The sequence below is a fragment of the Shewanella decolorationis genome (genome assembly GCF_004354305.1).
In the GTDB taxonomy this organism is placed as follows: domain Bacteria; phylum Pseudomonadota; class Gammaproteobacteria; order Enterobacterales; family Shewanellaceae; genus Shewanella; species Shewanella decolorationis.
Window position 1 is genome coordinate 2,200,301 of sequence record NZ_CP037898.1, and the last position, 22,430, is coordinate 2,222,730.

The following is a 22,430-nucleotide window of genomic DNA, read 5'->3' on the forward strand; positions in this document are numbered from 1 at the left end:
GCCAGAATTTTTATCAGGTGAAAACTCACCTAGTGAAGACGTGGCAATTTTGACCTAACGCGCCGCGTGATGAATGCGGTTATTCGATTTATTTATTTGATTATGTTAGGTGTATTTCTATTCTGTCGTCCTAAATGGGGCGTACACCCTTATAGATTTGAGCATTACTGGAGACAAAACTCATGACAAACGCGAATGTGGATGCCACGCAGTTAACGACTAAGCCATCACAAGATGGTTTTTATATGCCCGCCGAATGGGCGGCGCAGCAAGCCGTATGGATGATTTGGCCATATCGTCCTGATAACTGGCGTTCTGCAGGTGCTTATGCTCAAGCGACCTTTGCTAAGGTGGCCGATGCCATTGGTAGGGCAACTCCCGTTTATATGGGTGTACCTCAGGCCTTTTTAGCACAAGCTCAAAAAGTGATGCCTTCCCACGTGACTCTGGTCGAAATCGACAGCAACGACTGCTGGGCTCGCGACACTGGACCTACTGTGGTGGTTAATGCCGAGGGCGAATGCCGTGGTGTGGATTGGGGCTTCAATGCTTGGGGGGGGCACAATGGCGGTCTGTATTTCCCATGGGATAAGGACGAACAGGTTGCCGCACAAATGCTCAAGCAACATGGTTTTGCCCGTTACAGTGCACCGCTGATCCTCGAAGGTGGCTCCATCCATGTTGATGGTGAAGGCACCTGTATGACCACGGCCGAATGTTTACTGAATGCCAACCGTAACCCAGACCTGACGAAAGAGCAGATCGAAGCTTTACTGCGTGACTATTTGAATGTTAAGCAGTTTATCTGGTTGGAAGAGGGCGTTTATATGGACGAAACCGACGGCCATATCGACAACATGTGTTGTTTCGCGCGCCCAGGCGAAGTAATCCTGCACTGGACCGACGATGAAACCGATCCACAATACCCACGCTCAAAAGCCGCGTTGGACGTGTTGCAAAACACAGTTGACGCCCAAGGTCGCAAGTTAAAAATTCACCTGCTGCCTCAACCGGGTCCCCTGTATTGTACCGAAGAAGAATCAAAAGGCGTGACAGAAGGCACTGGCGTACCGCGCACTGCGGGCGAGCGCTTAGCGGGTTCTTATGTGAACTTTTTAATCACCAACGATCGTATCGTCTTCCCACTGCTTGACCCTGCCACCGACGATATCGCTGCGCAAAAACTGCAGGAAATTTTCCCTGAGCACAAGATTGTGGGTGTGCCTGCGCGGGAGATTTTATTAGGTGGCGGCAATATCCATTGTATTACCCAGCAGATCCCTTCTGGAAAGTAAGTACACCAAGGAGAACAGTATGACGCTTGATGTCACTGTTATTGCACCACAATTGGCTTTCTGCGGGAGGGCGTAAAATGTTTGAAGTGACTGAAGTTTCCATTGCCGAGCTGCGTGAAGCGCTCGAATCTGGCCGCACAACTGCGGTTGAGTTGGTGAAATCCTATTTGGCTCGAGTGGCGGCTTACGATGGTCCTGCCACTGAGACAAAGCTGAATGCGTTAGTGGTGCACAATCCGGATGCGCTCAAAGAAGCCGAGGCTTCCGATGCGCGCCGTGCCCGTGGCGAAACCTTAAGCCCGCTCGATGGTATTCCTTACACCGCTAAGGACAGTTATTTAGTGAAGGGACTGACGGCGGCGTCTGGCAGCCCAGCATTTAAAGATTTAGTGGCCCAGTACGATGCCTTTGCCGTCGAGCGCCTACGCGCCGCGGGTGCTATTTGCTTAGGCAAAACCAATATGCCACCGATGGCGAATGGCGGCATGCAGCGTGGTCACTATGGCCGCGCCGAAAGCCCCTACAATGCGAACTATCTGACGGCGCCCTTTGCCTCGGGCTCATCCAACGGAGCGGGCACAGGAACGGCGGCAAGCTACTCGGCGTTCGGTCTTGCCGAAGAGACTTGGTCGAGTGGCCGTGGCCCCGCGTCCAACAACGGTTTGTGTGCCTATACGCCGTCTCGCGGCGTGATTTCGGTGCGCGGCAACTGGCCATTAACCCCAACCATGGACGTGGTCGTGCCTTATACCCGCACTATGGCGGATATGCTCGAAGTGCTCGATGTGATTGTGGCCGATGACCCTATCACCCGTGGCGACCTCTGGCGCCTGCAACCTTGGGTTCAAATTCCTAAAGCGTCTAGCGTTCGCCCAGAATCCTATCTGGCGCTCGCCGCCAGCGCCGACACCCTTAAGGGGAAGCGTTTTGGCGTACCACGCATGTACATCAACAAAGATGAACTCGCGGGTACCAGCGAAAACCCAGGTATCGGTGGGCCAACGGGACAACGCATCCATACTCGCCAATCGGTGATCGATTTGTGGGAAGCGGCGCGTAAAGCCCTAGAAGCCGCTGGTGCGGAAGTGATTGAAGTCGATTTTCCGCTGGTGTCTAACTGTGAAGGCGACCGCCCCGGCGCGCCGACCGTGTTTAACCGTGGCATAGTCACGCCTCAATTCCTCCATGATGAATTATGGGAGCTTTCGGGTTGGGCGTTCGATGAATTCCTGCGGGCGAACAACGACCCTAAACTCAACAAGCTTGAAGATGTTAACGGTTATTTGATTTTCCCACATGATTTAGGCACCTTGCCAAACCGTGAGGGTGACTTAGCGGCGGGCATGGAAGAGTATGTCAACATGGCCAAACGCGGCCTGAAATCCTATGACCAGATCGACAGTATTCCCGATGGACTACGTGGTTTAGAGAAGACCCGTAAGCTAGATCTCGAAGACTGGATGGACGGACTTAAGCTTGATGCCGTGCTGTTCCCGACTGTGGCCGATGTCGGCCCCGCCGATGCCCATGTGAATCCGGCCTCAGCCGATATCGCTTGGAGCAACGGGGTTTGGGTGGCAAACGGCAACCTTGCGATTCGCCATTTAGGCGTGCCGACTGTGACTGTGCCTATGGGGGTAATGGCCGATATTGGCATGCCTGTAGGATTAACCTTTGCGGGCCGAGCCTACGATGATAACAATCTGCTGAAGTTTGCTAGCGCGTTCGAGTCGACGGGCAATAAGCGTATGATTCCGCCGCGCACACCGCCGCTGAGTCAATAAGCTCTAAGCCGTAAGACTGAGAAATACAAAACGGGATGGGTAACAATACCCATCCCGTTTTTTTCGCGTTAATCTCGCATGCGTTATTTATCAAACCTATTCCAGCGTCAGGATTCTACTTTTACCATGTACCGCACTATCGAACTCATGCCTCTTGGTGTACTCAGAGCTAAAGGAAGGTCCAAAGTTTGGCAAACCTCATTGTCGATTCCCTACCTCGGTGGAGACTTTCAGCTGGTTATTCATGGTGATGCTAATGGGCCTTCGGCCAGTCAACGCACGGCCCTTACATTACTCATCGAGCCAAGCGAGGCGCTGCGCGATGAAATAGCGACTAAAGTGGTCGAGTTTATTCATGCTTGTAATATCGTGCCTGTTGAGTTCAAGGTTGATGTTGCCACTGTATGGTCATTGCTCACACCTGAGCTGATTGAGGTTCACACTAGTCACGAATACGCCTATGGTGAGGGTGAATTGGGAACTAATGCTATATCAATTGGTTACCTTACACCTTGGACGAATGAACAATTAATCCAAGTGCCATTCTTAAATGGGAAAATTGGCGTGATTTATAGCGAGTAATTTGGGGCATAGTTGTATTTTTTAATGATTTCCGCAAATTTATATTAAAAAATAAGCATCTACGAGCCGATGCCTGACAATGGCACTTTAGTTCCAGAGCATGATGCCCTGCGCTCTTTGGTGCTTTTTGATAGATGCCAATAAAGCTAGGGGCAATTACCCATCACAAACGACTTAAGCTCATTTGCGGGAATTGTTACGGCCGTGTTTTCTGTTTCAAACTTCTACACAGATATTTGCAAATCTTTACCTGATATCGACATTTCCTTCGTCTACTGCGCTGAGCTAACTCTATATACTGACTGCACTATTTTTCCTCCCGCAAGATGCACGCTTGCGCCCAATTGGCATTGATGGACACCTAGATTCAGATGAAAAAATCCTCAAAGCGTAAACTGATATTGATCTTAAGCGGCTTAGTCCTCCTCGGGGGCGGCTCTTATTTTCTGCTGCATAAACCCGAGGCGGCTCCAAGTTATGTGACTGAACCCGTTAGGCGCGGCGACATTGAAAACTCGGTGCTCGCTAATGGCATGTTGCAGGCCTCCAAGTTGGTGAGTGTGGGCGCGCAGGTCTCGGGGCAAATTCAGAGTTTGCCTGTGGATCTTGGCCAAGAGGTGAAGAAGGGCGACCTTATCGCGCAAATCGACAGCCTTGCCCAGCAAAATAACCTGCAAAATGCACTGGCTTCCCTTAAAAGTATCAATGCCCAGTATCGCGCTAAGCAGGCACAAATACGTCAGGCAAAACTCGAATATACCCGTCAGCAGGAAATGCTCGCCGATAAGGCCAGCTCCCGCGCAGACTTTGAAGCCGCCGAAGCCACTCTGACGGTTTATCAGGCCGAGCTTGAGCAGTTACAGGCGCAAAAACAACAGGCTGAGATCAATGTCGATAGCGCCAGAATCGATTTAGGTTATACCAAGATCACCGCGCCCATGGATGGCACGGTCGTTTACTCTGCAGTTGAAGTGGGTCAAACCGTTAACGCCAATCAAACTACGCCAACCATAGTCGAGATGGCGCAGCTCGATACCATGACGGTTAAGGCACAGATCTCCGAGGCCGATATCGTCAATGTGCATCCGGGGCAGGCGGTGTACTTTACGATTCTCGGTCGTCCCAACCATCCGTACCGCGGCACCCTAAGGGCAATTGAACCCGGTCCCACCTCCATGGATGGTGACGATAGCAATATGAGTTCCAGCGATTCGGACGCTATCTATTACCACGGCTTATTCGATGTCGAAAACCCCGACCGTACCCTACGCATTGGCATGACGGCGCAGATCTCGATTGTGCTCGCCAAGGCCGATGATGCGCTGTTAGTGCCATCGCAGGTGCTGCGAGCCAAGCCGCGGGATAAAGCGGCATCGGCAAGCGATCGCAAATCTCGTGGGCCACAGTATCAAGTGCCTGTGCTGGTGAATAACCAAGTGCAATATGTGGATGTGACTGTTGGTATTAATAACAAAATCAATGCCGAAATCTTGTCTGGCCTGAACGAAGGCGACCAAGTGGTGCTCGGAATGCCCGCCGACGGTTCGACCATGAAGTTCCGTGGCCCACCAATGAGGTTTTAAGCGTGATTAAGCCATTACTGGAAGTCTCAGCTTGCTACCGCAGTTTTCAGGCGGGTGAGCAACAACTGACTGTACTCAAAGATATTAATCTTTCCATCGCCCGTGGTGAGATGGTGGCGATTGTCGGCGCCTCGGGTTCGGGTAAGTCGACCCTGATGAATATCTTGGGCTGTTTAGATAAACCCTCAAAGGGCTCGTACTTTATCGATGGCCAAGATACCTCGCAGATGGATGTGGATGAACTGGCAAAGCTGAGGCGCGAGCATTTTGGCTTTATTTTCCAGCGATATCATTTGCTTGGCGATCTTAATGCCGTGGGTAACGTCGAAGTGCCCGCCGTGTATGCGGGTAAAGATCGCTTAGAGCGTCGGGAGCGGGCGGAAAGCTTATTATCACGTTTGGGTTTAGGTGAGCGCCTCGACCATAAGCCGAATCAGCTCAGTGGCGGCCAGCAACAAAGGGTGAGTGTGGCGCGGGCGCTGATGAATGGTGGCGATGTGATCCTCGCCGACGAACCGACGGGCGCCTTAGATAGTCACAGCGGCGAAGGAATGATGCGTCTGCTGCAGGAGCTGCACCGCGAGGGCCAGACCATCATTATCGTGACCCACGATATGCATGTGGCCCAGCATGCTGACCGTATTATCGAGATTAAGGACGGGGTGATTATCAGCGATGAGCCTAATCCCGCCTCAAATATTGCGGCTGCGCCTAAGACCGAAGTGATCCCCGCCAAGACTAAGACGCGCGCCCGTGTGGCGGCCTGGGATAGATATGCCGAAGCCCTGAAAATGGCGCTGCTAGCGATGTCGACCCACAGATTGCGCACCTTTTTAACTATGCTGGGGATTATTATCGGTATCGCCTCCGTGGTGTCTGTGGTGGCGCTGGGTGAAGGATCGCAGCGGGAGATCCTAAAGAGTATTAGCTCAATGGGCACCAATACCATAGATATTCGCCCCGGCTCAGGCTTTGGTGATAGGCGCTCGGCAAGGGTGCGAACTCTGACCGCAAGCGATGCCAACGCACTGAAAAACTTACCCTATGTCGATAGCGTCACCCCGAGTATTGGCTCGAGTGCGACTGTCCGTTATGGCAATAAGGCAGTCACGGCGACTGTGAATGGCGTGGGGCCCGAGTTCTTCCGGGTTCGAGGCTATGAGCTCGCCCAAGGACAGTTTTGGGACGATGACAGTGTTAATGCGTTAGCCCAAGATGCGGTGATTGACGAGAACACCCGTAAACAGCTGTTCCCAAATAGTAGCGGCGCCATGGGTTCTGCCATCGGTGAAGTCATCTTCCTCGGGGATTTACCTGTGCGGATTATCGGCGTCACTCAGCCTAAGGAAAGCGCCTTTGGTAACAGCGATGCCCTCAATGTGTGGGTGCCATACACTACGGTCTCTGGCCGTATGGTAGGCAAAAAATACTTAGATGGGATTACCGTGCGGCTGGATGAGTCGGTGCCGAGCAATGCGGCGGAGCAGGGCATTATTAGCCTGCTGAAGATGCGCCACGGCACGCAGGATTTCTTCACCATTAACACGGATACCATACGCCAGAATATCGAGAAAACTACCGCGACCATGACGCTATTAATCTCGGCTATTGCGGTGATTTCGCTTGTGGTGGGCGGCATTGGGGTAATGAATATCATGTTAGTGTCGGTGACCGAACGCACCCGCGAGATTGGCGTTCGCATGGCGGTCGGGGCGCGCCAGAGCGATATTCTGCGGCAGTTTTTAATTGAGGCCGTGTTGGTTTGTCTGTGCGGCGGCGCGCTTGGGGTGGCCTTGGCCTATTTGATTGGCGTGGTGTTTGCCCAAGCGGGAGGCAGTTTCCAGATGATTTATTCGACGACTTCTATTATTGCCGCCTTCGCCTGCTCTACCTTAATCGGGGTGTTGTTTGGCTTCCTGCCCGCTCGTAATGCGGCGCGTTTAGACCCTGTTGATGCCCTAGCGAGAGAGTAACTGAATGAATAATCGAGTTTTAACGCATCAAAACGAATTAAGCCGCCGTGTCGGTTCAACACTCAAGCTCAGCGTGATTGCCATCAGCATTGCGCTGCTGTCAGGTTGTGGCGCGCTGATGCGCTCCGACTTTGAGCCGCCTGCTTTACAGGTGCCTGAGCAGTGGCAGCACACCCAAGTGAATGGTCAAGTCAGCCTAGACCCTTGGTGGCAGAAGTTTAATCAACCCGAATTGAATCAGCTGATTAGCCAAGTGCTCAGCAGCAATAATGATTTAACTCTTGCGACCTTAACCTTGCAAAAGGCGCGTTTACAGGCGGGGTTAGCGCGGGATGATTTGTATCCACAGCTCAGCTCCAGTAATACGGCGTCTGTGAATAAACCGCTGGAGGGCGGCAGTTCGAGCAAGGCATTTCAGGCGAACCTGTCGGTAAGCTATGAGGTGGATTTGTGGGGTAAAGTGTCGGCCAATATCGACCAAGCTCAATGGACGGCGCTGGCAAGTCAAGAAGATAGGGAGAGCACGGCGCAGAGTCTCGTCGCGACGACGGCGTCGCTCTATTGGCAGATTGGCTATCTGCATCAACGGATTGAACTGAGCAATAAGAGTATTGAACACAGTCGGCAAACGCAGGCGTTAACCCAGCGCCAATATGCCTCGGGTGCCGTGACAGAGCTGAATGTGCTCGAATCCCAACGCAGTTTAGCGGGGCAAGAGGCCTCCCACAGCCAACTGCTGCAACAGTTGGTTGAAGCCGAAAATGCGCTGGCGATCTTACTCAATCGCGCTCCGGGGCAGGTGGCGGTTGAGATCAAGCAATTGCCGGATAGCGCGATACCTGAGATTGCTGTCGGTATTCCCGCCGACTTGGTCGGCCGTCGCCCCGATGTGAAGGCGGCCCTATATCAATTGCGCTCGACGCTGGCCAGTAAGGATGCGACCTACGCTAGTTACTTCCCAAGTTTGAGTTTGACTGGCAGCGTGGGGGAGTCGACCTCAGAGCTAAAAGAGTTATTGCGCAATCCCGTGGGGAGTTTAGGCGCGGGCTTAGTGCTGCCTTTTTTGCAGTGGAATCAAATGCAAATTAACAATGATATTGCCGATATCGACTATCAATCGGCGATTGTGAATTACCGTAAAACCCTCTACAGCGCCTTCGAGGATGTAGATAACGCCATTTCGGCCAAGCAGCAATACGCCTACCAAGGTGAGAAGCTTGAGCAGCAATTTAGCGCCGCCGCCCAGGCCGAAGCCATTTATGAGAGCCAATATCGCCATGGCGCTATCGGCATTCAAAATTGGATTGATGCACAGGAAAATCGCCGAAGCGCCGAGGCCGCATTGCTGGAGAACCGCTATAACCAATTAACGGCTCAAGCGACTCTCTACCAAGCCCTAGGTGGGAGTGATATCGCGCCGCCGATACCGGATAACTAATTGAATCATTAGTAAATAAAAACCGCGATGCCTTAGGCTATCGCGGTTTTTTTATCTCGCTTTTATCTGAATGCGAGTCGTGATTAGCTGCGTAGAATATGCAGTGGCAGGCTTAACATATCATCGCCCGTGCCCGCTAAGTGCCAGATTATGCCGACTAGGGCGGCAACGGTCACCAGATACCAAATGGTTGAGAAAATCTGCCCATATCTGTCCAGCGGTAACAGGTGGCTTTGATGGCGGGTACGCCATTCAAATACAATTTCTAAGCTGCCGATAAGTAAAAGGAAACCCAGCAGGGCAAGGCCTAAGGTATAGCTGATATACACCCCAAAGGCGGCGCCAATCACGCAAGCGATTAAGCCCATGATGCTGTTCATCGAGAAGCTAATGCTCTTTAAAATATGGCCGCCATCGAGGGGTAAAATCGGCAATAAATTAAACAGGTTAAGTAGCGCATTAAAGGCTGCTAGCCCTGCAAAGAAGATATTGTCCGTCAGGTGGTAAGCGATAAGTGAGCCTACAGACATCAACAAGCCAAAGGTTGGGCCCATAATGGAGATCACCACATCCTGCCAGCGGGTGTTAATCTTTTCATCGCTCAGCGCAAGTCCACCCATAAAGGGGATGAGATATATCCCTTTGGTTTTCATCCCAAAATACTTCATTGCGCGGATATGGCCGTATTCGTGGAAGACCAAACAGGCGATAAGCGCCAAGGCAAATTGGAAGGAAAACAGCCAAGAATAGGCCGCCACACTCGCGCCCGCGAGCACCACTTTAATCACTTTGGCACTCTTGAGCAGCTTAAAGCCGAGGGAGGCTAGGCCAACAAAACTGATTTTTTGTGGGTTAGTCACTGGGACTTCAGGGGTTTGGCGCTCGATATCTTTTTCGGTGCGAGTGCCTTGGGCCATCACTTCCTCATCGACCAGCAGGCGGTAATCGAATCGAAAGGGCTGCCAAACGACATCGGTTTCGAGCCGTACTTGGATTTTGTGTTCTAAAACCTGTGTTTCACCGGTATCGCTGGCCAATTGGCTACGCTGTTGAGTGAGTTCAAACTCATGGACTTTAAGGCCGCCATTGTCCATTGATGCGGCTTTTTGTGAGACTAAGGTATTGTCCCAAAAGAGTTGTTGCCAACCTGCGAGTGAGCCTTCCAAACGCAGTGATTTGCCTAAGCAGTCAATCTTAAGTAGTTCCAATTTAGGGTCCGTTTGTATGTGTATCCGAATAATGCCCAGCCAACATCGAGTATTATGGCAAAGTATGAAGATAAATTGCCTTGGGCATACGGCTAAGCCGTGCACGGCAAATTATGCCTGCGAAATAGGGCTGATGATATTAGCTTTTTGGATCATCTTGCTTTTATGCTGTGATTTTTATCGATTTTCTGGTGGTCGCTTCAATCATCTAGGCTGCGGACAATTTCCATCCCTTGGGCCAACGTGGTGAAAGCTAACTTGGCGACGCAGCACTGGCCTATGGCATTGGCGTGCTTTTGTACCCATTTGATAAAGTCGGTAAGTGGCAACTTTTGCTCTTGTTTGAGTAGCTTAGGTAGTTCGCCAATGGGATCTTCATGAATAGTGCTTGGGGTAGCGCGGATCAAGTATTGGTTGCCACTGCTGTCGAGTAACAGATCCGTGTCGACAAATTGGTGCTGGTACAGGCAGGCGAGTTCTAGCCAATCCCGCTGATGGGCCAGGTAAAGGAGTTCGTCATTTTGAGTGAGTTTGACTACCGCAGGCCATTCAATATCGACCATCTTTACTAGAGTCATGCGTAATCCTGTGGACATAGATTCATTTGGTCAACCTCTCATCCTAATTAGCGTTTAGGAGAGAACCCATGGATGGGAGTATGCCACCGACGTGGGCGAAGAAGGAAGGCGTCTAGCGGCATACTCTAAGATTTAGTGTATAACCACTTGATATGAATTATTTTATTATTTTACAGTGACACGCCTTGGATAAAGCCACACTGAGTAGTATGGCTTAAGTTGGATTAATGGCTTGCCGCCGGCGCTTTAGGTTTGGCATTGTAATCGAAATTAATCTCTTGATTAAGATTGGTTATTGAGCAAGTGCCATGTTCTCGGGTCGTTCTATGATTGGCTTGACCAATATGGAACTCGACGTTGAGGAACACATGCTTAATCACATCGATTCGGTACTTATCATAATAGCTTTCGACTTCTTGCTTTAGGCCGTCAAACTCTAATTCTTCGCGACTGCGCTCGTTTAAGATGCGATTTTTTTCATCGATCATCATCTTGATTTGTTCAATCATCACGGGATCGTTTTGCCACTCGGATTTAGGGGGAAGTCTTTTTAGGCGAGCTTCAATATCCAGGGTTGCAACGACCATAGTTTGGACGCTTTCTTCAATTTGCTTAAGATTTTGCTTGAGTTCGCCCTGTTCCATAGCGACAAACACTTCAGTTTTTGTACCCGCTGTGGCGCCAATCGCTACGGCAATGAGTCCCTTTTCAGCATGGGCTACACCACCAATTAAGTCCCCGCGCCGTCCGCTGGTATCGCTCACCGTCAACGTACCCGCAGTTTTGGTATTGCTGTGCAGCAGTTGCTTGGTGATCAGAATATTACCCTTGGCATTTAATTGAGAATATTGCACAAACTGGGCGCTGATTTGGCCTTGGGCCGTAAGATTAGTGGAAAACTCATTTACGCGGATCTGTCTACCAATCACTCCTTTACTGACGGTGATGTCTCCCTCCGCCTCAAGGGTTGCAGAATCGACAAAGCCCATAACGGTAATATCACCCGAGCTTTTCACTATCATGCCCTCGTGAACATCTCCGGTGATTAAAATACTGCCTTTAAAGGTGACATGGCCAGTACTGATGTCCACATCCTTAAGCTGTAACACATCGTCGACATTCATGCCTGTGCGGGTTTCTACGGGTTGACCCGCAACAATTGCAATGAGTTTATTGGGATCCTTTGGATGGAAGTCGGTACCTGTACCAGCTTGCAAAGCGAGATCCTTACCAGGTTTTTGCTTTAGGACTTCGCCCTTAATGTTATAGCCTGGCGTACCTTCCGTAGCCGGATGCCGGATCATTAGGATGTCGTTGGGCTTGACCATAATCATAGAGCCAAGATTACGCATATCGACTGTGCCATCCTCCCGCTCCTGCGGTTGGAGTAAGCGTTCACGGGCTAGGGAGACTTTACGTTCAAGTACGGCATTTTGCCCATTTACAGGTTGCTTACCTTGAGCAATTTCACTCTTACAGCTATCGCCGGGTTTGAGCTTGGTTATTTTTTGCAGCAAGGTTTGAATTTTAAGTTTGCTTAACCCCATGCAAACATTATTTTTTTTAAGCTCAGTAAGAATTTCAGGTAAGTCGACCGCTTTACCGCCACAGGGTGCGGTTAGGGTCATAGTCGCGAGCATTTTGTCGGGGCTGATTTCGATTTTAACGCTACCATCACGGCGCTCAGCCAGTACGGCAAACAACTCAAATTTGCCATCTTCTTGATTGCATAGCGTGTTTGTTTGAGTGACGACTTTATCGATAGCCTGTTCAAGCGGATACAAAGCGCAAAACTCAGGAAGAGATAATAGCCGCATCACATCATCACGGGTGATGGGGCCATGATCTTTAGGGATCAGACGTAATTCCGCCTGGCTTTTGTCACTGCTTAACTCAAGGAGTTCAGGGGCCAACATAGAGCGCTTCCTTACTCGTTTGTTTTATTTTTGTTTTATCGGCTAACGCGAGTATAACAGTAGAAACTTTACGCAAAGAAGCCTTTTCGGCGCGAAAAAATGTAAATGTTGTGATTTTGTTGTCGTGGTCTATTGGTTGATTTATCAATAGATTTTTATTTGATTAACGATAGTTAATCTAGTGTTATCTCTGGTTTTTTAGCCAAAGATCAGCACGAGTATTAATCGGCTTGGTTATGATGTTAACAAAAAAATAAACTTTACAACGCCCTTGGATATGTTAGGGATGAAGCCGATGTGGCAAAACCCTTAATAATTTAGTGCTTACTGCATTTGATAGCGTTCACAAAACCATGAAAATCTTATCTAGGTAGTGGCATATGATTGGCTGCGAATCACTACTCTTCGAGGCGTTCGTAAGGGGATAAGGTTTCTATCCAGATGGGGGCGACACGTAAAAGCTTCGAGTCATCTAAGTTTGGGCAAAGTAAGCTAGGTGCTTTGCTTCAATTCGTGGGGTTAGGACTAAACCGCGGAATTAGGATTTAAAATTTTATGACTTAACATTTGATAACCCTTTATTACTCGTAGATTACACCCCCATGAGTCAGTTCAAATCTGGGTTCTTTATTGCTTGGCCATGTTGGTTTTTCTATGGGGGATTCAAAAGTCGTCAGCCAAATTTCAAGCTCACCGGAGCCTGATAAACATCCCATGTAGGAGAAACACATGCCGCTATCTATCATGTTATTGGCAAATTGAATTGCCTCTTCAAGAGAGCCTTCTTCCTTGTTATGGGTGAAGGTTTCATCGTCCCACACCCAGTTAATAGGCGCCCCATCTTCATCACAAGCAAGGTATCTTACGTTCTTATAACCGTCGCTTGCTGCTGTTAATGAATCCAGAAAGGTTTCTCTGATTTCTGAGGATCTCTTTTTAAATTCTTCAATGCCGATACTTTTACTAATAATGTGCTGCATACTTGCCTTAGAGGTTAACTATGCGCGCATGCACGCGAACTTGTGAGCGTCGCTGCAGCCGCAGGCCCCGAATGACGCGGTTTGTTAACTGTGCCTACCACAATTGCCACCAAGGCTTTTTCACACCATTGTGAGTTACTTTTAAATATTGTGGCTCGCTTCGGCCTCCGTCTTTGGAAACTGCGACTATTTTAACGGTTATGTCTATAGGCTCTTGCTTGGTAGTACGGCCATCATTCCACATAAAAAAGTATTCATCCGATCCGGTGTGGCCGCTCTCTAAAATCATCGGTTCAGGATAAAAAAGTTGGTCTTCAAATTGGCCTTCTTCAATGGCAAATATAAAGCCAGTGTCTTTCTCGGCAGAGGTTGTAACTAAAGTAAGCACTCCTGCATCAGCACAGGAACCGGCACTACCGCTCTCTCCACGTGAAATAGACTTCACTGAGAACGATGGTGTTTTGGGAATAGTATTGCCTTCATTGGTGTGTTCAAAATCAATAAACGGTCTGTCAAACGAACAAGCAAACGCATTCCCATAAAATAAAACCGCTGAAATAGTTACAAAAAACTTCATGGAGTTTCCTAGTACAGTTAACGCCCAGCGCAGGCGTAGCGTTGGCTGTCGCTCTGCCGCTGTTTGTTAGGAGAGTTGTGGCACCGGGGTAACCTTACGGAGCCAGCTGTCCCAAGACTCAAAATTAATTTTTAGAGAATCCTCTTCCAGCTGGTTCCTCAAGTTACTTTCCTCGTGGTCATTTCTTGTTCTACCACCTATAACTAACCCACGAACTTTAATATCCTTTTCGGGATCTACATTTAGGTAGCCATTAGGTCCAAGAAAAGAATTATATAACGTGTTGCCTTCTTCAACTGAACGCCTAATTGCATGAAACTCTCTCCGGTACGTTTCATACGATTTTTGAATCTGAGATATACGATCTCGAATCTGCTGTGCTGCGGCGCTAATCTCATTGGCAATACGCCGATTATTATTCACAAAACTAAAGTTTGCGCCCTTAATCTCTACCAAAAATACATACATTCGAGAGCGGTCAGTAAAAACGACGAAATCCGCCTTACCCCTCCCAATAGGAAACTCTGAAAATGCGATATATTCATCACTTATCACTTTCGGGGCACAAGTACTACCGATAAGTGAAAGATCTTCTTTAAAAACCTTTTGAATTTCTCTTTCTGAAGCATTCTTCAAAACTAAATCTGAAATCCGTTTCATGCCATTTTCTCCTAATGCCTCAAAAACCGGCGCTGCTTGCAGCGTCCGAGTTGCTTGACTTGTTAGCCGTTTTCTTTTCAGGTGATTTTTTTACAGATTTATTGCTTTTATTTTTATGTTCTTTTTTGTCTAAATATGCAAAAAACTCAATACCTTTCTTGGTGATTGCGTATCTGCGATATTGAACACCCGCAACGTTTTCGTTTGCAACAAGGTCAAATGTTTGTAAATAAGGGCAGAGCCTAAAAAATACAAAGCTTTCTAACTCCCCTATACCATATTTATTAGTAACTCCCCTCATAAGCATCTCTCTGAATGCAACAGATAAACTTAGAGAATCCACTTCTACAGGAAGTTCAGCGCCATTTCCAATCTCGCTTTTTATACCTGTAATATCAATCATTTTTTCTTTCAAAATATCAAATATTTGATCAAGCTCTTCTTCAGTTTTAGGTTTTGTTGTTAGCTTCGTTTGGCTTTCAATTTTTTTCAATAAAGACGAATTCTCCACACGAAGGGCTTTATTTTCTTTATGCAGTTCTGTGAGCTCTTCAACTATAGATTGCACATCTTGCGTTGATTCAGCTCTTATCCAACCTTGCAGATTATACTCAGCTTGAAGTTGTGGCAGTGATTCTAAAACTGATAGCTTAATATCTTTACTGTCAGAAAAAAATGTAGACATTTTACTTAAGGCTTTTTCTCGAAATTCTGACCCGTCCTAAATAGCGTTGACACTTTTCAAACTCATTTTGGAGAGTGTAATGACTTCAACAATTAAACGAACTCAACGCGATTATTCCCTCGCTTTTAAATTGGCGGTTGTCGACCAAGTGGAAAAAGGCGAGCTGACCTATAAGCAGGCTCAAGACAAGTACGGTATTCAAGGTTGTTCTACCGTGCTAGTGTGGTTACGCAAGCATGGCAAACTGGATTGGTCCCAAGGGACACCCTCTACATCAAGGCGAGGACAGTTGATGACTGAACCCACCACGCTCACTCCCGAGCAAAAGATAAAAGCCCTCGAAGCCGAACTCGAAGATACTCGTATGAAGGCTGCGTTCTTCGAAGCCATTGTCGAGAAACTCAGAACAGACTACGGGATATCCGTCGTAAAAAAGCCACGTGCAAAACGCTCCAGGAAAAAACGACCGTAGGTTATCGCGTCACTCAATGCTGCCGCTACCTTGGTATCAGCCGCCAGGCGTATTATCAGCAAGGTCAGCGGCAAAAAAGCATGGGAGCAAAGGGAGCAACAGGTGTTGCAAACGGTACAATATGAACGGTTGTTTCAACCACGAAAAGGTACACGCAAGCTACAGTATTTACTCAAGAAATCGCATCAAATACTGATTGGGAGAGACCGGTTATTTCGCTGTCTCAGAGCGCATCGTTTGTTGGTTACGCCTAAGCGGGCGTACCACAAAACGACCAACAGCCACCATCGATTTAGGTGTCATCCCAACTTGCTTAAACCCAGTGAGAAACAAGTGAACATCACTCGCTCAGAACAAGTCTGGGTGGCGGATATTACCTATCTGCCACTACAAGATAATGAAGCTTATTTAAGCTTGGTGACCGATGCTTGGTCACGAAAAGTTGTGGGCTATCATGTTGATGATAATCTCAAAACAGATGCTGTGCTAACCGCCTACAAACGGGCGCTGAGACAGCGACAAGATAAAAGTAAACCGCTGATACACCACTCAGACCGAGGGATACAGTACTGCTCCAAAGCGTATCAAGCGGTTCACGCACAACATGGTGTAACATGCTCAATGACAGACGGATATGACTGCTACCAAAATGCGTTAGCAGAGCGAGTAAACGGCATATTGAAGCAGGAGTTTTTAACCCATAAACCCGCAACGCTGGAGGATGCACGACAGATGGTGACAGAAGCTGTTGCCATTTATAATCAACGACGGCCCCATTTGGCCTTAAAATACAAAACGCCCGATGAGGTTCATCAGGCGTTTTAGGTGGAAATAAGTGTCAACTTATTTCAGGACGGGACAACTTCAATGCCTAAATCTTTACTAATAATGTGCTTCATACTTCCTTAGAGGTTATCGCCCGTCTAAGGGGCTGACAACGCATACCACTAAACTCAAATACAACAGCCGAAACCACTGCGATTCATTGAGACTGGAAATGCCACGCGTTGACAGTCCCTTTGAGGCGTTTGTTAACCGTCAAAGTCGATGATTATAAGTACACTTTTCGCCGTATCGTATAAAACTAAAAGCGAGTAAGAAAAAACACCGATAGTCAGCACATTTAACAACAATTCTGCATTTTCTATGGCAATGACATGCGCAGAACCTTTGATACTAAACAGCACTACAGCAATTACAATTAATGCAATCTGCTCTTTAATTGATAGTAGCATCTGCTCTCTCGTACGCTTGAAGCAGCTTGCTCCTCCCTTAGAATCGACCATTTCTCTTACTTTAGTCAGGACAATTCCCATAGTTGTTGCATTAATCGCCAGAAGAGCTATCAAAATAGTAACGAGATTTTGAGAAAGAAATTTGTGTAAAAACTCGGATCCCAACCATGAGTTAGTTAGTTCAGCAACAAAACCAATCCCCAAAGCAACAAATATAGTTTTTACAACATGTCCTATCATTTTAGTAACTCTTTCAATACCGCTACGATTTGTTCTGCATTGCCAGTAAGTTCCATGTCGCCCAAAGTAACTTCCTTCACAGTCCTCGAAGTCTGATGATGTTTTTTAATACCATCAATCTTAATTGAAATATTACCACCACCCTCACTACTATAGTCCACCAAACCACGTAGAGCTGGGTTATCTTCTTCTAAATGCAAGGCTGAATCCGGCTCTGACTCAATTTTTAAATGGTTCCGAGTTGAATTTGTACATTTTGCAAACAATTTAAGATCATCTGGCAATGTACCGGAAATATTAGCCATATTTGGTGTAATGATCTCGAAATCAACTGACTTAACTTTACCACGGTACTTTTTCAATAATGTCCAAAATTGCTGCTTTTCAAATAGAGGTTCATAAATGGCACGCAAATGAAAATGTGTCAGTTGAGGTTCTATTTTCTCTAGGATTAATCGAGCAACAGTTTCACATTTGGCGAATGCGGTAGTACGTTTTTGAACAGCGATATATTGTTTTTCAGGGTGATTCCACACCGCTACCAAGATAGAAGGCCAACTATCAATTGCTTCATCTTTAAAATCTCTTGTTTCTCGGTGCAGAGTCTTGTTATGCGCAATACGGTATAAGAAGAAATCATCCTGCTGAAGCAATGGCTTTACCACTGTTTTATGGCGATTGTTAGAAAAATCATTTTGGCCCTGTAGGGCTTCTGCAAACAAAGCATTTTTTTGTGCAATTAGCTCTTCGACATCTTGAACCCCACTAAAAAAGTCACCTTGGAAATACCGATCAACAGGTAGAATCTGATACCTGAAAAGCTCAAATGTATTTGTTTTACTATTCATAACACTCATATACCTCGATTTGACGGTTAACATTTTATTCATGCGCGTTTATCTTGTTGGGTCAGAGAAAATGCGCACGGTTAACTATCTGTATGCAAAGAACTTATCAGCTTTCTGCCGCTTTTCATATAAGTAATCCATCTGGAAAAATGCGCATGCGCGTTTTTGAAACCTATTAACTAAAAGCCAGCCACTATAGTTAATTGATTTTATAGCGTTTTATTTGTTACAGATGGAGTTGGTGCGCACTGATATTGTCTTCAAATCATTCAAAAATACCTAAATTTAAATATGACTGTATACCGTTATATTGTTAGTCGATTTATAGCAGGGCCAAACATAGGTAAATAGATAAGAATTGTATGGCAGCAGGAGTGGGAATTTTCGATTGAGCTAACGAGCCAAAGCGCGGAATGGAGCATTAGCTTTTTAGTCAGATGAAAAGTTCAATGGCAATAAATGCTATTTAAGAGATGGCAGCGTTAACTTGTTTGTTGGGGAATTTTTTGATTTCAAAATGGGCGTATTCGATAGGGGCGGCGTTATTATCTTAATTCTTAACGAGCCTTTATTCCTTGGTGCAGCATAGTGTAGTGGTCAAATTAAGTTAGCCCCACTCGCCATTGAGCGGGGCGAAAGATTAGGCCTGTTGGAAATAATAGAGTTTGTATTTGTTATTCTCCGCCGGCACGGTTAATTGGCCAAACTCGGCGGCGATGGTGTCCGAATAGGGCAGGTGGCGGTTCGCGACGATTTGCCAAATCCCTTTAGATTGCAATTGCTTGGCGCTATCGGCCACAAAACCTTGGGCAATGCTGGTGGTGCTGGCAAGGCCATCGTGGAACGGTGGGTTGGAGATAATACCGTCGAATTTTCCACTGGTTTGCGCCAGTCCATCGGAGGGATAGACCTTGGCCGTCATACCGTTTGCCGCCAGCGTAAGTTCGCAGGAGGCCAGCGCCATGGCATTGATATCAATACATTCTAACGACAATGTCGGTTGTGCCTTTAACAGTGCAGCGGCAATGACGCCTGCGCCGCAGCCAAAATCCAGTACTCGGCCAGAGAGCGTTGGCAGATGCGATAGCAATAGCTCTGTGCCTTGGTCTAAATGCTTTTCACTGAACACGCCGACTAAGTTGCAGATGGTGATATTGCCCTGCGGGGTGGCGAGTTGATACTGGCTGGTCCAATCGCTGAGTTTAATCTCGGGCGCGGTATCGATTAGGCTGCTGCCAAAGAGTAGGCAATGGCGCGCGTTATCGAGTTTGACGCCGGTGGCAAAGTATTTCGGCAGCAGTTTGACTAAGGATTTAACCCCACCTTTGTTCTCTCCCACGACTAAGAGTTGACCATCGGCCACTAAATGCTGAGCCGCCAGATTAAACAAATAGGGTGCTAATGGCTTCGCCTTAGGAAAGTACACAATCACAGTGTCGTACTTATCCTGGTGGGGCAGTTGATGGCCAAAATAGCAGCGCAGTTTGGCATTGGCCTGTGGCGCTAAATGTAGGTAATGGTGGTAATCCAAGGCGAGGGCATCGACGGACTGGGCGACATCGAGCAGTGCTTTGGGCAGGGAGTCTGCCTCATGGTTTAGCACTAAGACTTTATGTTGGCTCAGAGTTTCCTGATTGCGGATAATGACTTGCGATGGATTCGTTAACACTGCATGGCTACCGTAAAAAATAAGTGCGGGCATTATACCCCTTATTCGGCTGCGAGCCAGCCTGCAAGCCGCCGACTTAAGGGATGCTGCAACACTGCGCTCACTCTAACGGTGCTGGAAGAAAGTCAATAAAAAAGGCAACAGTGTTAACACGGTTGCCTTTTATCTGTTAGCCAGTGCGATATTCGCGTGGGCTATCTCTTATCCCTTATCCCTAGCCAATAGCAGTAAATTAGCCTTGAGGTTGCGCAGGTGTAGGTGCTGGTGCTGGAGTTGATACCTGTGCGGGGGCTTTTGGCTTTTTAGGCTTAGGTAACAGGCTAAAAATCTTATTGGCGATATCTGTGTTGTCTTGATGACCGTTAAATAACTCAGAGGCTGGGCCTGCGGCAAAGACTTGCACGTCGGTCCCCGTATGGCCGCCGGTCGTCCAACCCGTATCGGTACGTTTATCAATCACATGGCGAATCGCAACGGCCATGGTTTCTAAACCCTGCATTCTGGCAACATTTAACTTAGCCACTTCTTCTTCGGTCAATTCAAAGCCTAACCCACGGGATAAGTCGGCTTGCCAAGTATCACCGCCAAGGGCGGCTTGAGCTAAGGTGTCGGAGCTGGCCGAGATATTACGTAGGATCTCTGGATTCCAGTTGTAATTGCCATCGGCGCCAATCGATAACCCACCGGTGTTATGGTCGGCGGTGATCACCATTAAGGTATCGGGATTTTGGCGTACGAATTGCTCGACGACTTCAATCGTATTGGCAAATTCATCCATTTCGCCCATGGCGGCGGCGATATCATTGTTGTGTCCCGCCCAATCGATAAGGCTACCCTCGACCAGTAGCACAAAGCCTTGCTCATTTTGCGACAGTAAACTGAGGGCTTTTTGAGTCAAGGTGCTGAGTTTTTTAGCATCTTTCTCATCTATAGCCCAAGGCAGTTGCACTTCGGCAAACAAACCTAAGACCTTAGGCTGGGTAATGCTGGCCAGATCGTCAAAGCGGGTAATGTGTTGATAACCCTTGGCGGTGAACTGGGCTAACAGCTCTGGGGGAAAGTATTTTTGTCCGCCACCTAAAAACACATCGGCGTTGGTTTCAAGATAACTTAATGCCAGTGCATCGTAATTTTTACGGCTCTCGTTATGGGATAAGAAAGCCGCTGGTGTGGCATGGTTGATTTGTGATGTGACCGCTACACCCGTGCTCAAGCCTAAGGTTTTGGCCTTTTCGAGTATGGTGGGCAATGGCTGTTTTTGCGTATCGACCGAGATAGCGCCATTATAGGATTTAACTCCAGTCGCGAGGGCTGTTGCAGCGGCCGCAGAGTCGGTCACATAACCACTCACGTTAGCGGGATAAGTGCTCGCCATGCCAACCAATAAACGGTCGAACACGGTTTGTTCGACTTCTTCGGTATCTGGATTGTCTTTGTAATAACGATAAGCACTGGTGTAGGAAGGCCCCATGCCGTCGCCAATCATGATCACAATATTTTTGGGGCGTGAGGGGGCTTTAACTGGGCCAGTCTCATTCGCTCCTGCTTCAACTGCCAATGCAGAGGTGGAGAGCCATACACTCATACCAAGCAATAACAGTGGCGCTTTGGTGAAACTCATATCAGATCCCTAGAAGTCGTAGGCGCTCTGTGGGCGCCTTCAATGAATAATATTATCTTGTAGGTGTAAAAGCTTACTGGGCAAGACGGGCTTCGATGGCATCGAACAGCATGCCAGTAATGTCCACATCGAATGCTGCTTGGATTTCACGGATACAGGTTGGGCTAGTGACGTTAATCTCGGTCAGCTTGTCGCCAATCACATCCAGACCCACAAAAATTAGGCCGCGTTTTTTCAGCTCTGGGCCAATGGCGCGGGCGATTTTCCAATCTGAGTCAGATAACGGCTGGGCAACACCGCTGCCGCCTGCGGCCAAGTTACCGCGGGTTTCGCCTTTTTTCGGAATACGCGCCAAGGCGTAGGGCACGGGCTCACCGTCAACCACCAGAATGCGCTTATCGCCCTTGGTAATTTCAGGAATAAAGGCCTGCGCCATGGCGTATTGGTTGCCGTATTGGGTCAAGGTTTCGATGATCACCCCAAGGTTAGGGTCGTCCTGCTTCACGCGGAAAATCGAGGTGCCACCCATGCCATCTAATGGCTTGAGGATAATGTCGCCCTTGGCTTGGTGGAACGCGCGAATGCGATTGGCATCGCGGGTTACTATGGTCTCTGGCGTAAATTCGCTAAACCATGCGGTGAATAGCTTCTCGTTGGCATCGCGCAGGCTTTGCGGCTTATTCACAATTAACACGCCTTGCTCTTCGGCACGCTCTAGCATGTAAGTGGCGTAGATAAATTCGGTATCGAACGGCGGGTCTTTACGCATTAACACTACGTTAAGCTCGCTCAGCGGCGTATCTTGGGCGTCTCCCAGTTCGAACCATTTATTGGCATCGTTGATGACTTTTAATGGACGCATATTACCCATGGCAACGCCGTTGACCATGGCGAGGTCGGCCATTTCCATATAAAACAGTTGGTAACCCCTTTCTTGCGCCGCCATTAGCATGGCAAAACTGGAGTCTTTCTTAATGTTGATCTCACTGATGGGGTCCATCACTATGCCGAGTTTTATCATTAATCTGTTCCTTATTGATTGCCGTTGCAGGCAAAAACATTTATGGATTAGCCAGTAATCGATTC

General features: G+C 47.9%; 20 protein-coding genes. 8 read left to right on the top strand and 12 right to left on the bottom strand.

Features of this window, described 5'->3' with window-relative positions:
- Positions 1–182: 182 nt before the first annotated feature.
- From aguA to EYR25_RS10085, 6 genes are all read left to right on the top strand, one after another.
- On the top strand, positions 183–1,295 hold the full coding sequence (gene aguA / locus EYR25_RS10060) for an agmatine deiminase (RefSeq protein WP_133179811.1): 1,113 nt from the start codon (positions 183–185) through the stop codon (positions 1,293–1,295).
- 77 nt (positions 1,296–1,372) lie between these two features.
- Positions 1,373–3,079 (top strand): amidase, encoded by a 1,707-nt coding sequence (locus tag EYR25_RS10065; protein ID WP_133179812.1) that lies wholly within the window; start codon positions 1,373–1,375, stop codon positions 3,077–3,079.
- A 78-nt stretch (positions 3,080–3,157) separates the two neighbouring features.
- Positions 3,158–3,661 (top strand): hypothetical protein, encoded by a 504-nt coding sequence (locus EYR25_RS10070; RefSeq protein WP_133179814.1) that lies wholly within the window; start codon positions 3,158–3,160, stop codon positions 3,659–3,661.
- A gap of 371 nt (positions 3,662–4,032) precedes the next feature.
- The gene (locus EYR25_RS10075; RefSeq protein ID WP_133179816.1) at positions 4,033–5,244 is read left to right on the top strand and encodes an efflux RND transporter periplasmic adaptor subunit; all 1,212 of its coding nucleotides are present in this window, start codon (positions 4,033–4,035) and stop codon (positions 5,242–5,244) included.
- A 2-nt stretch (positions 5,245–5,246) separates the two neighbouring features.
- On the top strand, positions 5,247–7,217 hold the full coding sequence (locus tag EYR25_RS10080) for a MacB family efflux pump subunit (RefSeq protein WP_133179818.1): 1,971 nt from the start codon (positions 5,247–5,249) through the stop codon (positions 7,215–7,217).
- Positions 7,218–7,221: 4 nt separating this feature from the next.
- On the top strand, positions 7,222–8,655 hold the full coding sequence (locus EYR25_RS10085; RefSeq protein ID WP_133179820.1) for an efflux transporter outer membrane subunit: 1,434 nt from the start codon (positions 7,222–7,224) through the stop codon (positions 8,653–8,655).
- A gap of 83 nt (positions 8,656–8,738) precedes the next feature.
- Here the strand turns inward: EYR25_RS10085 and EYR25_RS10090 are convergent, their stop codons facing one another.
- From EYR25_RS10090 to EYR25_RS10120, 7 genes are all read right to left on the bottom strand, one after another.
- On the bottom strand, positions 8,739–9,863 hold the full coding sequence (locus tag EYR25_RS10090) for a site-2 protease family protein (protein ID WP_133179822.1): 1,125 nt from the start codon (positions 9,861–9,863) through the stop codon (positions 8,739–8,741).
- Between the two features lie 200 nt (positions 9,864–10,063).
- The gene (locus EYR25_RS10095; protein ID WP_133179825.1) at positions 10,064–10,441 is read right to left on the bottom strand and encodes a DUF4144 domain-containing protein; all 378 of its coding nucleotides are present in this window, start codon (positions 10,439–10,441) and stop codon (positions 10,064–10,066) included.
- 224 nt (positions 10,442–10,665) lie between these two features.
- Positions 10,666–12,357: a DUF342 domain-containing protein gene (locus EYR25_RS10100; RefSeq protein ID WP_133179827.1), complete on the bottom strand. Its 1,692-nt coding sequence runs from the start codon at positions 12,355–12,357 to the stop codon at positions 10,666–10,668.
- Between the two features lie 581 nt (positions 12,358–12,938).
- Positions 12,939–13,337 carry a hypothetical protein gene (locus EYR25_RS10105; RefSeq protein WP_133179829.1) on the bottom strand — a complete coding sequence of 133 codons (399 nt, stop codon included), beginning with the start codon at positions 13,335–13,337 and terminating at the stop codon, positions 12,939–12,941.
- A 94-nt stretch (positions 13,338–13,431) separates the two neighbouring features.
- The gene (locus tag EYR25_RS10110; RefSeq protein WP_133179831.1) at positions 13,432–13,914 is read right to left on the bottom strand and encodes a hypothetical protein; all 483 of its coding nucleotides are present in this window, start codon (positions 13,912–13,914) and stop codon (positions 13,432–13,434) included.
- 66 nt (positions 13,915–13,980) lie between these two features.
- Positions 13,981–14,574 carry a Shedu anti-phage system protein SduA domain-containing protein gene (locus EYR25_RS10115; RefSeq protein ID WP_133179833.1) on the bottom strand — a complete coding sequence of 198 codons (594 nt, stop codon included), beginning with the start codon at positions 14,572–14,574 and terminating at the stop codon, positions 13,981–13,983.
- A 19-nt stretch (positions 14,575–14,593) separates the two neighbouring features.
- Positions 14,594–15,259, bottom strand: coding sequence for a hypothetical protein (locus tag EYR25_RS10120; RefSeq protein ID WP_133179835.1), 666 nt, complete (start codon positions 15,257–15,259; stop codon positions 14,594–14,596).
- A 79-nt stretch (positions 15,260–15,338) separates the two neighbouring features.
- Between EYR25_RS10120 and EYR25_RS21560 the strand changes: the two genes are divergently transcribed.
- Positions 15,339–15,731, top strand: coding sequence for a transposase (locus EYR25_RS21560; protein WP_023267953.1), 393 nt, complete (start codon positions 15,339–15,341; stop codon positions 15,729–15,731).
- 3 nt (positions 15,732–15,734) lie between these two features.
- Positions 15,735–16,556: an IS3 family transposase gene (locus EYR25_RS10125; RefSeq protein WP_425057223.1), complete on the top strand. Its 822-nt coding sequence runs from the start codon at positions 15,735–15,737 to the stop codon at positions 16,554–16,556.
- Positions 16,557–16,762: 206 nt separating this feature from the next.
- Here the strand turns inward: EYR25_RS10125 and EYR25_RS10130 are convergent, their stop codons facing one another.
- The 5 genes from EYR25_RS10130 to gshB form a co-directional block, all read right to left on the bottom strand.
- The gene (locus tag EYR25_RS10130) at positions 16,763–17,206 is read right to left on the bottom strand and encodes a hypothetical protein (protein WP_095457998.1); all 444 of its coding nucleotides are present in this window, start codon (positions 17,204–17,206) and stop codon (positions 16,763–16,765) included.
- Positions 17,203–18,054 carry a hypothetical protein gene (locus tag EYR25_RS10135; RefSeq protein WP_133179838.1) on the bottom strand — a complete coding sequence of 284 codons (852 nt, stop codon included), beginning with the start codon at positions 18,052–18,054 and terminating at the stop codon, positions 17,203–17,205. Before EYR25_RS10135 ends, EYR25_RS10130 begins: the two co-directional genes overlap by 4 nt.
- Positions 18,055–18,694: 640 nt before the next feature.
- The gene (locus EYR25_RS10140) at positions 18,695–19,723 is read right to left on the bottom strand and encodes a methyltransferase (RefSeq protein ID WP_133182815.1); all 1,029 of its coding nucleotides are present in this window, start codon (positions 19,721–19,723) and stop codon (positions 18,695–18,697) included.
- A 232-nt stretch (positions 19,724–19,955) separates the two neighbouring features.
- The gene (locus EYR25_RS10145; protein ID WP_133179840.1) at positions 19,956–21,344 is read right to left on the bottom strand and encodes an alkaline phosphatase; all 1,389 of its coding nucleotides are present in this window, start codon (positions 21,342–21,344) and stop codon (positions 19,956–19,958) included.
- 73 nt (positions 21,345–21,417) lie between these two features.
- The gene (gene gshB / locus EYR25_RS10150; protein ID WP_023266854.1) at positions 21,418–22,365 is read right to left on the bottom strand and encodes a glutathione synthase; all 948 of its coding nucleotides are present in this window, start codon (positions 22,363–22,365) and stop codon (positions 21,418–21,420) included.
- Between the last annotated feature and the right edge of the window lie 65 nt (positions 22,366–22,430).